The sequence below is a fragment of the Pseudomonas sp. TWR3-1-1 genome (assembly GCF_049896545.1).
GTDB lineage: Bacteria > Pseudomonadota > Gammaproteobacteria > Pseudomonadales > Pseudomonadaceae > Aquipseudomonas > Aquipseudomonas weihenstephanensis.
In genome coordinates this window covers 213,536-227,323 of sequence record NZ_JAFCUO010000001.1, presented here as the reverse complement: position 1 = coordinate 227,323, position 13,788 = coordinate 213,536, and the positions used below count along the sequence as shown (strand labels likewise).

Below are 13,788 nucleotides of genomic sequence, written 5' to 3'. Positions count from 1 at the left end.
TGTCCATCAACGAGACGCGTGACTGCGCGCGCCGTTGATCTGCCGCAACTGGGCCTGCACATGCAGGCACCAGATCTGCGGATCATCCGCCAACTGATAGCCGTGCAGCGTCAGGCTTTCAAAGATGGATTCAAGAATGGTTTCAGCCGCGAACGGGCCAGGGAACGGGCCTTGGGACTTGATCGTGGTCGGCTGCTCGCCGGCAAGCCCTGCGGCAAACAACAGCGTCCACATGCCCGTACCACCTGCAAGCGGGCGCACGCTGCACTCGATGCGTGTTTCCAACCCCAGGCATTGGCGGGTAAGACAAAGGTTGCGCGTCATGGCGGCGACCCTCGGTAGATCCTGTATTCAGCCGCACACAACGGGCTGCATCGTTCCAGTGACGACAGTGGAGGTCCTTGTGCTGAGAATAGAAGAAAAACAGCGCTCGCCAAGGCGCCGTGACCAACGGAAAGGTTCGCGCATTTGCAATCATCCCGATGGCGCTGGCGCAGGCTGCGAGCTTTAGCGCAATGATCAACAGCGCGCAGCCTGCGCCAACTCCTGCGGGGTAGGTTTTAAACCGATTTTTTAGCGGCCAGGGTTTCGGCGATCAACTCCTTTTCGGCCTCTTTGAGGTCTTCATCGCTGATCATTTCAGCGATGACCCGTAACCGCTCAACCACCCGCGCATTGACGCTGCCTTCCGGGAACTGACCTTCAGCGTCCGGCTCGCCCGCAGGCTCACCCACCAACAAGCTCAAGGCTTCGTCCGCCTGGCGCACCGCGTAGACGTGAAACTTGCCCTCGCGCACCGCCTGCAACACTTTCTCATCCAGCATCAACGTCGCTACGTTGGCCTGGGGAATGATTGCCCCTTGCTCACCCGTCAACCCGCGTGCTTCGCACAGGCGGAAGAAGCCTTCGATTTTCTCGTTGACGCCACCCACAGCCTGCACTTCGCCGAACTGGTTGATGGAGCCGGTGATTGCAAAACACTGCTTGAGTGGCGTTTTCGACAGCGCTGAAATCAGCGTGCAAGCCTCGCCCAGTGACGCACTGTCGCCATCCACATAGCCGTAAGACTGCTCCAGCGCGATGCTGGCCGAGATCGCCAGCGGGAATTCCTGCGCATAACGGCTGCCCAGGTACCCGGTCAAAATCATCACGCCTTTGGAGTGAATAGGTTGGCCGAGGTTAACTTCGCGCTCAATGTCGACGATGCCGCTGCCACCCGGATACACCGTGGCCGAAATACGGGCTGGCACGCCGAAGGCTGAATCGCCCACTTCGAGCACCGTCAGGCCGTTGCACTTGCCGACCGCCGCACCGTCGGTGTCGATCAGAATGATCCCGGCCAACATGTCGTCAAGAATCCGTGCCGACACTCGACCGGTGCGCGTGGCTTTGGCTTTCAGCGCGCGCTCGATATGACCCGCATCGGTCATTTCATCGTTGGCCAGATGGCGAATGAAATCCGCCTCGCTGACCAGCTGGAACAGATCGCCGATACGCGCCGACAAACGCCCCTGATGCTCGGCCAAACGGGCGCTGTACGTCGCCAGCCGCGCTACCGCATCAGCTGTCAGCGGCGCCATGCCTTCCTCAGACGTGCGCGTGGTCAGCAACTGGGCAAACTGCTCAAGGCTCTCATCGACCATGGGAATGTCTTCGTCGAAGTCCACCAGCACACGGAACATCTCCTGGAAGTCCGGGTCCAGGTCTTGCAACGTGTAATACAGCTGGCGGGCACCAATGATGATGACTTTGACCTGCAACGGGATCACTTGCGGACTGAGGGTCACGGTCGCCAAGCGCCCCATCTCGCCCAGTGGCGACTCCATTTTCAATTTGCGCGATTGCAGTGCGCGTTTGAGCGCGTCCCATACAAACGGCTCGCTGAGCATTTTCTCGGCTTCGAGAATCAAAAAGCCGCCGTTGGCGCGGTGCAAAGCGCCCGCACGCAACTGACGATAGGTGGTGTAGAGCGCCCCCTGATCGGTGCTGTACTCAATACGGCCAAACAGGTTGTCGTAGGTGGGATGCGGTTCAAACACCACCGGTGCGCCGCCGCTCATGGGTTGGCCGACCACCAGGCTGGGCAGGTACTGCTCTTCGAGCAACTTGCGCGCCTGGGCATCGGTCTTGCTGTCGTCGACCAGTTGCTCGACCACGGTCTTGAGCAAGTACACCTGCACCGCCTGCAAGTAGCCGCACACAGCGCCGTTCTCGGCGTACTTTTGCGACAGCGGCGCCAGCAACGGTTGCAGCGCCAGGGTAATGGTTTCTTCGTTCAAATGACGCAGTTGGTTATTGGACTCGCGCTTCCACTGCGGCAGGCTCGCCAGCTCTTCGTTGAGACGCTCTTCGAGCTGCGAAATATCCTCGTGAAAACGCTCGCGCTCCTCTTCGGGCAATTGCGAAAACTCGGCTTCATCCAGTGCCTTGCCGTCGCTCATCGGCGTAAAGGCGACGTTGCTGCTGTCGCGGTACAAGGCCACGCCTTTTTCCAGCGCCAAACGCTCGATCACATCCAGCGCGCGGTCATACCGTTGATTAAAGCCCCGGTCGATGGCGCTTTTACGCTGTTGATAGGTCGGGTGCTCAAACACCGCCGGAAAGGTCGCCAGCAGGTTGTCGATCAAACCATTGATGTCAGCGATGAACGCCGAGGCGCTGCTGGCGGGCAGCTCCAGCGCCCGGGGCTCGCGCGGGTCATCGAAGTTATTGACATACACCCAGTCACTCGGCGACTTCAGGCGCTTGCCTTCGGCTTTGAGGTAGCGTTTGACGAACGAAAAACGCCCGGTACCGGGTTCGCCCATCACAAATACGTTGTAACCCGGACGTGGCATGGCCACGCCAAATTGCAAGGCTTCGACCGCACGTTCCTGGCCGAGAATGCCGCGAAAAGGCTCCAGATCATTGGTGGTAGAGAAGCTGAACTGTTCAGCGGAAAACGGACGGGTCAGCGCGTCAGGCGCGAGACGCAAGCTGGCAGCAACAGGATCAGGCATCGGGCTTCCTTACATCGGGCGGGGCAGATGCCCGCATTCTGGCGCTGGCCGTACGCCACTGGCAAGGCGCACGATGCGCGAAATCCCGCGGCCCTGCATTTGCGGGTTAAAACTGTGCTCGATCAATGATTGTTTTACAAAAAATAACGGAACCCACAGATCATGCCTAGACTCCAAGATGTTACGCGGCCGGAAGGCATAACTGGCCCGTACTGGCGCTTCGGGGCCAGACACCCTTGTCCATTGGTTGCACACACATAGAGAACAAAGCTATGAAACGGATTCTTCTCGGTACTCTCTTCACTGTTGTTTCCCTCAATGCTATGGCTCAAGCACCAGGCGGCCCGAACTGCGGTTGGGGCAACATGCTGTTTGAAGGCCAGCGCGGCACTCCGGCCCACTTCCTGGCCTCCACCACCAACGGCACATCCGGCAACGCCACCTTCGGTATGACTTCCGGTACCAACGGTTGCACCACCAAAGACGCGCTGACCTACGGCGGCAAATCGTGGATTGCCATGAATGGCATGATGAACGAGCTGTCCGAAGACATGGCTAAAGGCAATGGCGAAGCGCTGACCACCTACGCGGTGGTACTGGGTGTCGCCCCTGAAGACCGTGATCACTTTGCAGCGGTCACCCACGAACACTTCCAGCAAATCTTCAGCAAGGCTGACGTGACTGCTGATGATGTTCACACCAACACCCTGGCCGTCCTGAAAAGTGACGCTCGCCTGTCCAAGTACGCAACCGCTGCGTAAATGAGACCTGCCCGCTCCTTTCGGAGCGGGTATTCTTCTGCTTCATTTCTATTCGTCTGACAACAGTTGCCGACCATGCTCAAACGCCTTGCCTATTTGGCGCTCTGTGCCTGCGCCCCGTTATATGCCGCGCCCTCTGTCGACAATCAACGTGTGCAGCAGTTGGCCAACGACCCGTTCTGGCTCTCCCTGGGACATTACGAAGCCCGCAAGCTCGGCGGCTGGCGCAGTTATGTCAGCGACGACAAATTCTTCATCGCCCCCGACGGCGCTCACCACCCGGACGCTGAATTGCGCGCCACCGTCGAGGCGCTGTATTCGCCCTTAAGCCTGGGCGACAAACACCCGCAATGCGTGTACCCGGCCCGCACCCGCTGGCTCAAGGCGCAACTGAATCTGAACGACTTGCCCCAGGCGCCGTGCGCCGAGTTCACGCAATGGTTCACAGACGTGGCCCCGCACAGCACGGTGATGATTTTCCCGGCGGCATACCTCAACAGCCCGTCCTCGATGTTTGGTCACACCTTACTGCGCATCGACCAGGCTGACGTGCAAAGCAACAAGACCGCGCTGCTCAGCTACGCGATCAACTTCGGCGCCTACATCGAAGGTTCCGACAACAGCATTCTGTATGCGTGGAAAGGCCTGGCTGGCGGTTATCCCGGCCTGTTCGCACTGGTGCCCTACCAGGAAAAACTCTCGGAGTATCGCAGCCTCGAAAACCGCGACCTGTGGGAATACCGCCTCAACCTGACGCCCGAAGAAACCCAACGGATGGTTGAGCATGTGTGGGAGCTGAAACAGATCCAGTTCGACTACTTCTTCTTCGACGAAAACTGCTCGTATCGTCTGCTTGAACTGCTGCAAGTGGCCCGTCCGGGCTTGAAGCTGACCACCCAATTCCCGTTGACCGCGATCCCCACCGACACTGTAAAAGCGGTCAAAGAAGCCGGTCTGGTCGAAAGCATCGAATACCGCCCGTCACGCGAGCGCGAGTTGCTGGACCGCGCCAAGGTCCTCGACCCCGAAGAGCAGCAATGGGTGCTACAGGTCAGCGCCAATCAACAGCAACTGCAAAACCCTGAATTCAAAGCCCTGCCCAAAGCCCGGCAAGCGTTGATCATCGACGCCGCCTATCGCCTTGAACGCTACCGTGCCAACGGCCTGGAGCGTGATACCGAGCGCTCGCAACGCAGCTTTGAACTGCTGCGCGCAATCAACCAAAACCCGGCACCGGCGCTGCACGTCGAAAAACCCGAACTGCCGGAGAACGGCCACGAGTCGCGCACCTGGCAATTGGGCGCGGGCAGCCGCGACGACAAGGCCTTTGCCGAGTACGGCCTGCGCATGGCTTACCACGACCTGAACGACAACGCGCCGGGCTTTCCGCTGGGGGCGCAGATTGAAATCCTGCAACTCAAATTGCGCCAGTACGAAGGCAACCACTGGCAAATCCAGCAACTTGATCTGGCCAACATCCGCTCGCTGACACCGCGCAATGACCTGCTCCAGCCGTGGTCCTGGCAAGTGGGCGGCGGCCTTGAGCGCGTGCTGGGCAAGCATGGCGACGAAAACCTCGTCAGCCACGTCAATGGCGGCGCAGGCGGCACCTGGCAACTGGCCGACGGCCTGCTGGGTTTCGCCCTCGGCACGGTGCGCGTGGAACACAACAACGACTTCGCCGCCTTCATCGCCCCGGCTGCGGGCTACAACACCGGGTTGCTGTGGCGTAATCCGCTGGGCAATCTGAGCCTGGAAGCCAAGGGGGATTACTTCACCAACGGTGAAATCCGCCGCACGCTAAGCCTGAACCAGCAGTGGGAAATATCCCGCAACCTCGGCCTGCGCCTGACCGCCCAACGAGCGTTCAGCCACCTGAGCTCGCCGGTCAACGAAGTGATGCTGGAAGTGAAGTGGTATCACTACTGAATGGAGTTACACGACATGGCTGCCCACTGCCAAACCCTGGACGAAGTCCGCGAACACATTGACCAACTGGATCGCCAGATCGTCGGCCTTATTGCACAGCGCGGGCGCTATGTGTCGCAGGCTGCGCGTTTTAAAAAAGACAGCCATGCCGTCAAGTCGCCGCAGCGGGTTGAGCAAGTGTTCGCCAAGGTCAGGGCCTTGGCCGACGAGCTGGGTGCCAACCCGCACGTCACCGAACAGGTGTACCGCGCCATGATCGCGGCGTTTATCCAGCAAGAGCTGGCTGAACACTCGGCGCTTTCCTGAACGGCTGAGCCGTGAAGTCGCTGGCGCAGGTTGCGATCAACTGCGCAGCGATCTTAACCTGCAAGACCTGTCCCAATCGCCAGACCCCACCTGCGACAACGACTGCGCAAACTAACGCCTGCAAACGTAGGCTCTTTCCCTATCACCGCTAGACATTTCCGAAACTGTTCCCGCTGACTATTTCCACCCTCCAGCCCATGCGATCTTCCGCGCTTTTCAGGCGCTCGGGACGATCGGCCATGACCCGCATCACGCCTCACCAACAGCACATCGCCAATAAAGCCGCCATGGCCATGTCGCGCACTGACATCAAATGCTCAATGGGCTATTGCGCCATTCCAACCGCAAAGGTCCAGCGCCTGGCGCTGCGTTATGGCCTGATCGAACCCGGCGCAGCTACCGACAACGCACCCGCCCCCTACTCGCTCAAAACTCGTCCTGTGGGCTTGCGCCTGATGCGTAATGGCTACTTGTACGTGCTGAATCACGCCACCCATCAACTGCACGAATACAAAATGGAAGAAGGCTCGATTGATGACGAGCACCCCATGCTGTTTGCGCGCAACGCTGTGCTGTACGTCAATTATTCCCAGACCCAGTGGAGCCTGAAAAAATGCGCACAGGTCACTGCCTCCCCCGCCGACCGCCTGCACTTCATGCAACGTATCGATCTTGGCGCAGCGAAATTTTTAGTGGGTGGCGATCATCTCTACACCCGCAATCAGGTTGAAGCGTGGCTGCCGGAGGTCGCGCACTACGCCACGCCCCGCTACGCCCGCAAGCCAAAGCAGCACGACCCACAGGACGCCCCGCTGCCCGAACCTGAAACCCGGCCTTACCTCTGGGAAAGCAGCCCACTCTTTCGCGACACCCATATCGGCGAATTCATCGGCCAGATACACGATCAGTACATAGACAACACCTTCTTCATGGCCGTGCACGATGACCTGGGGGTGATGCAAGACCTCGCCCATTATCAGGATCGGGTTCTGGAGTGGATGGATGACTGGGCCAAGAGCGGGGAACGCGAAGGCGCCAACCAGCGCGATTATGTGTTGGCCTCCTACATTCAAGCGCTGACCCACATCGCCTTGGGGGAGCTGGACAACGTGCTGCAAAATGCCTTGGACCCGAGCATCAAGACAATGGCCGAAGCGCTCGCGCAACGCCCCGACGCTGAGCGCGAACGCATCCGTCAGGCATTGAGCGATGTGATCAACGATCCTCAGCGGATGGTGGCCACACCCGACTTCCAGCAAGCGCGCGTCAGACTTCAAGAGCAGATCAGTGAAATCCGCCACCACCCTCAGACCGAACCTATCCTGACCCTTCAGCGTCAGACGCTGCTCAGCCTGTACCCTGGGTTGCAGCGCATCACCGCTGAATTTTTTGACACCCACACCCACGCCATCTGGGCGCTAAAAACCGAACAGACCTTGCGCTTGCAACAACAACTCTACGGCGCCAACTTTGGCCAGCGTGGCATCAATGAACTGATCGACCGCGACGCCATGGACGCCGACCTTGCCAGCCACAGCGCGCACCTCAAACGCTGGAACGATTTGCTCGACCAGATCACCGCCGACCGCGTGCACCTGTTGACCCGCGACCACTTTCACAAAGCCGCGTGGTATTACGACGCCAGCGACGAACAGCAATGCATCGCGGCCTTCGCCAATCACTACGCATGCCTGAAGGATATCTGCCGCACCGAATATGCCGACGCCGCGGTGCATGAATGGCTGCAAAGCAACCCACACTACAGTCGGCCCCTGTTTGAAACCCTGGCGTTGAGCCAGCAAACCTCACTCATCGCGCAATACTCCACCTTCGGCAACGCAGCGTATGGCTTTCTCTACAACGTGCCCGAGGCGATCAAACAACTGCAGGGGATTGAAGAAGGGCTTTTACCCAACCTCGACACCCTGCCTGAAAACACCCAAGGGCTGGCCAGAAGCGTCAGCTACCTGTTCGACAGCGCATTAGCGCTGGGCCTCAATCGCGCGGTTGAAACCCTGAGCCAGGCCAGCAAAAACCTGCCGCTGCCCATCCACGAAGTGTTGCTGCGGCACATGCCCAAAGCCATGTACCTGAAACTGGTGGAGGCCGCGTACCACAACCACGTGACCTTCATACTGGCCACCGCCAAAGAACTCAACGCCCTGCGCCATGAAATGGGTAACTACGTGCAGGGGCTGGAAAACCTGAAACGCTTGAACAACCTGCGCCGCCAGTACACCTACCCTAACGGCGAACGTCACATCAAAGCGGGCGAATACCAGCAACGCACCACCGCATTGCGCCAAGACCTCAGCCTCTACAGCGCCCGCTTTGCCCAAGCCCTGTCACCGTTTGGCGAACACCCCAACGAACCGGTGATGCGCCGCACCGACGAAACCGTGTCCCGATCAGGGTTGCGTATTAACCTGCCAAAGGCCCAGCAGCTGGAAGCTGAAAAAATGATGCACTCCCTGCGGGCAGGATACGAAGGGACCTCGACACTGGGAAAACTGGGGGACGGATTGGGATTGCTGGTGTTTTTTGTGCAGTTGGTTAATTTGTGGCAGGTGAATGAGGAGATTCGTAATGTGCCGGGAGACCCCAAAGAAAAAGAGCGTTTATATAGTTCCTTCGCCGCAACAAGCTATGCAGGTTTTTCCATAGCACAATCGATTACCAATAACGGCCTGAACAATCGAGCACGACAGCTAAAGGGCATTGCTCAAAATGGCGCGATAAATAATATTTACATAACAATGAGCAAATTGAATTTAACCCTTGGAGGGCTAGGATATCTTTTCGGAATCTGGGCTTCGAGCATGGGTTATTCAATTAACAAAAAGAACGTTGCGCACTCCTTACTTGGAAAAAATCTTAACGCCTTGATGGCCGCCCGCCTGAGCCTTCTAGGGTCTACAGGTCAACTTGGAGCTAGCCTCTACGGGGGCGTGATGACATCAACGGTGCTTATCGATTCGATTATAAAATTCGGCGATCCTGAAAAAATCAAATCAGTGCTAATAAAAAACGGCCCAGCCCTTTACAAAGCTTTTGGCCGTACGACCATTGTCGGCACTTTATTTACGGCTATTGAATGGATTGGAACTTGGTTATACAACCGATTTAACACAACGCCCCATGATGAATGGTTACTAACTACGCCTTGGGCGTCTTGACACAACAAGACGACAGTCACTGGCGCTCAAAAGCTATCAATCCTCTTTGCAGCATATCGCTCAAACGCCGTTTGCTATCGTGGTCCACACTCACAAAACCAAAGAAATAATGCTCATTCTACCTGCCATTACCCTCGACCTCTTGATCCCCCCTGCGGCAGCTTATGCAAGCCACGTCGTGCGAATAGGTGCTTTTGATATCCGCTCACGCATCCAGGATAAAGGCCACCCATTGGAAACATGGACGGCTGTCAGTGAACGTATCTGCGACAGAGTTGAACTCATCTCACCTTATCCCCTGTCATTGCGTGTACTACCCGTCAGGGTGGGGCAAGCCACCGGGTTTGAAAAACAAGCAATGGTATTAGTCGTTCAAATTTTGACGCTACTTGAAAAGCCTAAAATCGAAGGAGAGTACGAACTGCAAGAATATAACCTGTGGGTCGATCTCGAATCCGAAGGCACTTATCAACCCATTGCGATCCCGTACAAAACCCAACGAGACGAACTGCAATATCTCGACCCTTTGCTGTTAGTCGCCAGTCATCAATCATGATCCACAGCGCCTCAACGCTCGTCGCTGGAGACATAACGAAAAAGCCCCGCTCAACGGCTATCTGCCTCGCGCCCCTGCGTTCACCCACGCTGCCGCCTGCAAAAAACAATAGCGCATTTATAGAAGAGCTGAATCACACCTATATGATCTACCGCAAAGTCGGCGTGTTTTATGTCATGGCCCTGTGGACGCTGGCGCACCGCATCCCCGAATACGACGTACGCCAACGCAAATTCAACAAGCCTAACGTGTTGCCCCAAGCCCTGATCGAGTGGTCCAAACCCAGCGCCGATAGGCTGAAGCAAAGTGGACAAGTCAAGACATTGCACGCGGCAAACCCCGACGCCAGTGTTGAGCAATTGTTCGCGTGGGTTCTAATACGGGCGATAGAGGAAAGTACATTTAATGGCGCACGATAAAAATAAACTCACGGCCCCCCTAGCAGGCGACCAAGAGAATACTTTCTCCGGTGATGTAACCTACCTTGCTCCACTGCCTTTCCCGACGCTACGCCCAGCCAAAGATTATGGAAAGACCATCGGTAAAATGACAGAAACGTATGCAGATTTTGGTGGTGGATGGCCAAGTGCCTTTGTCATGCAATATGCCTTTGGAATGCCGCTAACATGGTTTGCAATTACCCTAATTCTTTTTCCTTTATCAATCGTAATAAATATTTATATAGGGGGAGAGTCACTGAGTCGTGCGTTGGGCTTTTTCTTTTTTTACATGCCCGGAGGTGAAGTTTATGTGATTGGAGCACTGGCATTTTTGTGCGCTTTATATGCTCGAAACAAAGCTTTATTAGCCCTCGAAGAAACCATCCCCCCACGCTTCAACCGTCAACGCCGCGAAGTATGTTTCATCGTCGAAGACATAGATGAACCGATCTTCGTCCCCTGGGAGTCATTAACCGCCTGGGTTAGCGAAGCGCGCCACAGGCAGCATGGCAGTACCCTGCGGTATTTCTCGATGGGGTTCGGGTTTTACCATGCGCCCAGTGCGCAGCGTCTTGCGCTGGAATGCCCCTGCGCCAGCCTGACTATAGCCACCAGCAAGTGGGAAGCGATTCGCGCTTACATGGAGTACGAAGTTCACACACTCAGTGATATCGACCCACAAGACGGTTTGCACAACCCCGACGATCCGCCCCACGAAGGCCTGCATACGTTCTACAACGCCAAGGCCGAAATGAAGCGTCAGTTCAGGGAGCGCGAAGTCGGCGTGTTTTATGTCATGGGCTGGTACCTGTACCACGTCATGACCCTGTGGACGCTAGCGCACCGTATCACCGAATACGACGTGCGCCAGCTCAAACTCAACAAACCCAAAGTGTTGCCCCAAGCCCTGATCGACTGGTCCGAATCCTTGCCGCCCGAGCAATGGGCCAAGCCTAGCGCCGAATTACTCAAGCAAAGCGCGCAGGCCAGGGCGTTACATGAGCTGTACCCCGATGCCAGCACTGGCCAGTTGTTCGCGTGCGTGCAGGCGCTGCAAACACCCGCTGCTAGCTGACATCACGTTGACACACGCTTCACAGCCCAATCACAGATCCCGGCCTACACTCCACCTCATCGGCCGTTGATCGGTGCATTGAGGTGAATTATGTGGCGCAGCGCGGTGTGTATCGGGCTGTTGAGTGCAGTGCTGAGCGGGTGTCAAACCACCCACGATGAGCTGTTGGCGAAGGGTTATCCGCCCGCCTTTGCGGACGGTTTTGCTGAGGGCTGTAGCAGTGGCCGACAAGCCGCAGGGGTTATCACTGGCGAGTACAAGAAAGACGTTGCGCGCTACCTGAAAGATTCGACCTACGCCCAAGGCTGGGACGATGGCTTTCGCCAGTGTCAGGCCATGCGCGAAAGTCAGGACCGCGAGGAGTACCAGGAGCGGCATTGGGATCAGCGCGAACGCGACTGGCAGCACGAAAAGGATGTAGACGCCGCCCGCGCCTATCGCTCGCAATAATTTGAACCCTGGCCTACCCGCAGGCTCTCAAGCCTATAGCCACAAAGGACACCCGCCATGAGCCGCGCATTTGTAAACGAAGACAGCGCCGCCAACCACGCCAATACCCCTATTGAGCGGCACGTCAGCAACCAGCCCAATTACGTGACCGCCGAAGGTCATGCCTTGTTGCACGCCAAAGTCAGCGAGCTTCAGGCGCAGCACAGTCAAGAGAGCGCACAGGGCGATGACGCCGACAAACAGCGCTTGGCCGACCTTGAGCGAGACTTGCGCTATTTCAATCAGCGTTTGCTGAGTGCGCAGGTCGCCGCCCCGGCAACCTCGTCAGATAAGGTGCGAATCGGCAGTTGGGTGACATTTACCGATGAACACGGCAATGAACAACGGGTGCAGTTGGTCGGTGAGGACCAGGCCGATGCCGCTCAGGGCTTGATCAATTGGGGATCGCCGCTGGGCCGTGCGCTGTTGGGCGCACGGGTGGGCGATGAAGTGCTGTGGCTTCGACCTGCCGGGGATTTGCAGGTCGAAATCATCGCCATAAAACCGGCTTAAACCACGCCCTGCGCCAGCATGGCATCGGCGATTTTGACGAAGCCTGCGATGTTGGCGCCTTTGACGTAGTTGATACGCCCGTTTTCTTCGCCGTAGTGAACACACGCGTGGTGGATCGACTGCATGATGTTGTGCAACTTGCTGTCCACCTCACCTGCCGTCCACAGCAAGCGCATGGCGTTTTGCGACATTTCCAGCCCGCTCACCGCCACGCCACCAGCGTTGGAAGCCTTGCCCGGTGCGAACAGAATGCCAGCCTCGATAAACACGTCCACGGCGTCCAGCGTGGTCGGCATGTTGGCGCCTTCGGCCACGCACACGCAGCCATTGCTCAGCAACGTACGTGCAGCGTCTGCGTCCAGCTCGTTCTGCGTCGCGCACGGCAGGGCAATGTCACACGCCAGCTGCCAAGGATGCTGACCGGCCAAAAACTCCAGACCAAACTGTGTCGCCATTTCGCTGATACGCCCACGCTTGACGTTTTTCAGTTCCATCAAGGCTTCCCACTGCGCTTCGTCCAGTCCGGCTTCGCAGTACAGCGTGCCTTCGGAGTCCGACAGAGAAATGACCTTGCCGCCCAGGTCCATGACCTTACGCGCGGCGTATTGCGCCACGTTGCCAGAACCGGAGATCGCAACACGTTTGCCGTCGATGCGCTGGCCGCTGCGCTTGAGCATTTCCTGGGCAAAGTAAACGCAGCCAAAGCCTGTAGCTTCCGGGCGAATCAAGCTGCCGCCGTAGCTCATGCCTTTGCCGGTCAGTACGGAGGTGAACTGGTTGCTCAGGCGTTTGTACTGGCCAAACAGGAAACCGATTTCGCGTGCGCCAACGCCGATATCCCCCGCTGGCACATCCACGTCCGAACCGATATGCCGGTACAGCTCGCTCATAAAGGCCTGACAAAAGCGCATCACTTCTGCATCGCTCTTGCCCTTGGGATTGAAGTCCGAACCGCCCTTGCCGCCGCCCATCGGCAGTGAGGTCAGGGAGTTTTTGAAGGTTTGTTCAAAGGCCAGGAACTTGAGTACACCCAGGTTCACCGAAGGGTGGAAGCGCAGGCCGCCTTTGTACGGGCCAATGGCGCTGTTCATCTGAATACGGAAACCACGGTTAACCCGCACTTTGCCTTCGTCATCGACCCACGACACGCGGAACACAATCGCACGCTCAGGTTCGCAAATGCGTTCAAGAATTCCGGAGGTCAGGTAATGCGGATTAGCTTCTAGAAAGGGCCACAGACTGCGCAGGACTTCTTCCACAGCCTGGTGGAATTCTGGTTGGTCCGGGTCACGTTTTTTCAGGCGGGCAAGGAAGTGGTCGACGGATTCGATCATGGATAAGTCTCGGCAAATTTATTGTCGTTAAACGGAGATTGGCCAGAACTTTATCAATTCATGTCGCACCGCGACAGCGCAAAATGTCGCAGTTTTGAATTTAAATGGTGCTTTTATATAAATAACGCTGATTTTGCGGCGCTTTGCGCACCAAAAAAGTGAAACCTGTACCCACTTTTGCCCCAATAAAAAGCCCCCTTGGCAGAGAGG

General features: G+C 57.2%; 12 protein-coding genes. 9 read left to right on the top strand and 3 right to left on the bottom strand.

Annotated elements, in window-relative coordinates:
• Positions 1–6: 6 nt before the first annotated feature.
• Positions 7–324, bottom strand: coding sequence for a hypothetical protein (locus ACP7A4_RS01105; protein ID WP_426245199.1), 318 nt, complete (start codon positions 322–324; stop codon positions 7–9).
• Positions 325–560: 236 nt separating this feature from the next.
• A complete protein-coding gene (locus tag ACP7A4_RS01100; protein WP_059763973.1) occupies positions 561–2,999 on the bottom strand; it encodes a Lon protease family protein in 2,439 nt (812 codons plus the stop codon).
• A gap of 272 nt (positions 3,000–3,271) precedes the next feature.
• On the opposite strand from ACP7A4_RS01100, the gene ACP7A4_RS01095 reads away from it, so the two are divergent.
• The 9 genes from ACP7A4_RS01095 (at position 3,272) to ACP7A4_RS01055 (ending at position 12,244) form a co-directional block, all read left to right on the top strand.
• Positions 3,272–3,760: a DUF3015 domain-containing protein gene (locus tag ACP7A4_RS01095; protein WP_059763964.1), complete on the top strand. Its 489-nt coding sequence runs from the start codon at positions 3,272–3,274 to the stop codon at positions 3,758–3,760.
• Between the two features lie 75 nt (positions 3,761–3,835).
• Positions 3,836–5,689 carry a DUF4105 domain-containing protein gene (locus ACP7A4_RS01090; protein ID WP_426245196.1) on the top strand — a complete coding sequence of 618 codons (1,854 nt, stop codon included), beginning with the start codon at positions 3,836–3,838 and terminating at the stop codon, positions 5,687–5,689.
• Between the two features lie 15 nt (positions 5,690–5,704).
• The gene (locus tag ACP7A4_RS01085; protein ID WP_203302239.1) at positions 5,705–5,995 is read left to right on the top strand and encodes a chorismate mutase; all 291 of its coding nucleotides are present in this window, start codon (positions 5,705–5,707) and stop codon (positions 5,993–5,995) included.
• A 239-nt stretch (positions 5,996–6,234) separates the two neighbouring features.
• The gene (locus ACP7A4_RS01080; RefSeq protein WP_426245194.1) at positions 6,235–9,171 is read left to right on the top strand and encodes a toxin VasX; all 2,937 of its coding nucleotides are present in this window, start codon (positions 6,235–6,237) and stop codon (positions 9,169–9,171) included.
• Between the two features lie 46 nt (positions 9,172–9,217).
• Positions 9,218–9,727: a hypothetical protein gene (locus ACP7A4_RS01075; RefSeq protein WP_426245192.1), complete on the top strand. Its 510-nt coding sequence runs from the start codon at positions 9,218–9,220 to the stop codon at positions 9,725–9,727.
• Positions 9,724–10,146 (top strand): hypothetical protein, encoded by a 423-nt coding sequence (locus ACP7A4_RS01070; protein ID WP_426245190.1) that lies wholly within the window; start codon positions 9,724–9,726, stop codon positions 10,144–10,146. The genes ACP7A4_RS01075 and ACP7A4_RS01070 overlap by 4 nt, the downstream gene beginning before the upstream one ends.
• A 331-nt stretch (positions 10,147–10,477) precedes the next feature.
• Positions 10,478–11,242: a hypothetical protein gene (locus ACP7A4_RS01065; protein WP_426245188.1), complete on the top strand. Its 765-nt coding sequence runs from the start codon at positions 10,478–10,480 to the stop codon at positions 11,240–11,242.
• A gap of 90 nt (positions 11,243–11,332) precedes the next feature.
• Positions 11,333–11,692, top strand: a complete 360-nt coding sequence (locus ACP7A4_RS01060; RefSeq protein WP_059763956.1) for a hypothetical protein — start codon at positions 11,333–11,335, stop codon at positions 11,690–11,692.
• Positions 11,693–11,749: 57 nt separating this feature from the next.
• Positions 11,750–12,244: a GreA/GreB family elongation factor gene (locus ACP7A4_RS01055; protein WP_426245186.1), complete on the top strand. Its 495-nt coding sequence runs from the start codon at positions 11,750–11,752 to the stop codon at positions 12,242–12,244.
• Here the strand turns inward: ACP7A4_RS01055 and gdhA are convergent.
• Complete coding sequence (gdhA, locus tag ACP7A4_RS01050) at positions 12,241–13,578, bottom strand: NADP-specific glutamate dehydrogenase (RefSeq protein ID WP_203302235.1); 1,338 nt, start codon at positions 13,576–13,578, stop codon at positions 12,241–12,243. The two genes, ACP7A4_RS01055 and gdhA, sit on opposite strands and share 4 nt — an antisense overlap.
• Positions 13,579–13,788: the final 210 nt, after the last annotated feature.

What these genes read in the sequence shown, in the direction of transcription:
- ACP7A4_RS01070 (WP_426245190.1), top strand. Translation starts at nt 9,724, where the DNA reads ATGATCCACAGCGCCTCAACGCTCGTCGCTGGAGACATAACGAAAAAG.
- ACP7A4_RS01090 (WP_426245196.1), top strand. Translation starts at nt 3,836, where the DNA reads ATGCTCAAACGCCTTGCCTATTTGGCGCTCTGTGCCTGCGCCCCGTTA.
- ACP7A4_RS01100 (WP_059763973.1), bottom strand. Translation starts at nt 2,999, where the DNA reads ATGCCTGATCCTGTTGCTGCCAGCTTGCGTCTCGCGCCTGACGCGCTG.
- ACP7A4_RS01080 (WP_426245194.1), top strand. Translation starts at nt 6,235, where the DNA reads ATGACCCGCATCACGCCTCACCAACAGCACATCGCCAATAAAGCCGCC.
- ACP7A4_RS01105 (WP_426245199.1), bottom strand. Translation starts at nt 324, where the DNA reads ATGACGCGCAACCTTTGTCTTACCCGCCAATGCCTGGGGTTGGAAACA.
- ACP7A4_RS01060 (WP_059763956.1), top strand. Translation starts at nt 11,333, where the DNA reads ATGTGGCGCAGCGCGGTGTGTATCGGGCTGTTGAGTGCAGTGCTGAGC.
- ACP7A4_RS01085 (WP_203302239.1), top strand. Translation starts at nt 5,705, where the DNA reads ATGGCTGCCCACTGCCAAACCCTGGACGAAGTCCGCGAACACATTGAC.
- ACP7A4_RS01095 (WP_059763964.1), top strand. Translation starts at nt 3,272, where the DNA reads ATGAAACGGATTCTTCTCGGTACTCTCTTCACTGTTGTTTCCCTCAAT.
- gdhA (WP_203302235.1), bottom strand. Translation starts at nt 13,578, where the DNA reads ATGATCGAATCCGTCGACCACTTCCTTGCCCGCCTGAAAAAACGTGAC.
- ACP7A4_RS01055 (WP_426245186.1), top strand. Translation starts at nt 11,750, where the DNA reads ATGAGCCGCGCATTTGTAAACGAAGACAGCGCCGCCAACCACGCCAAT.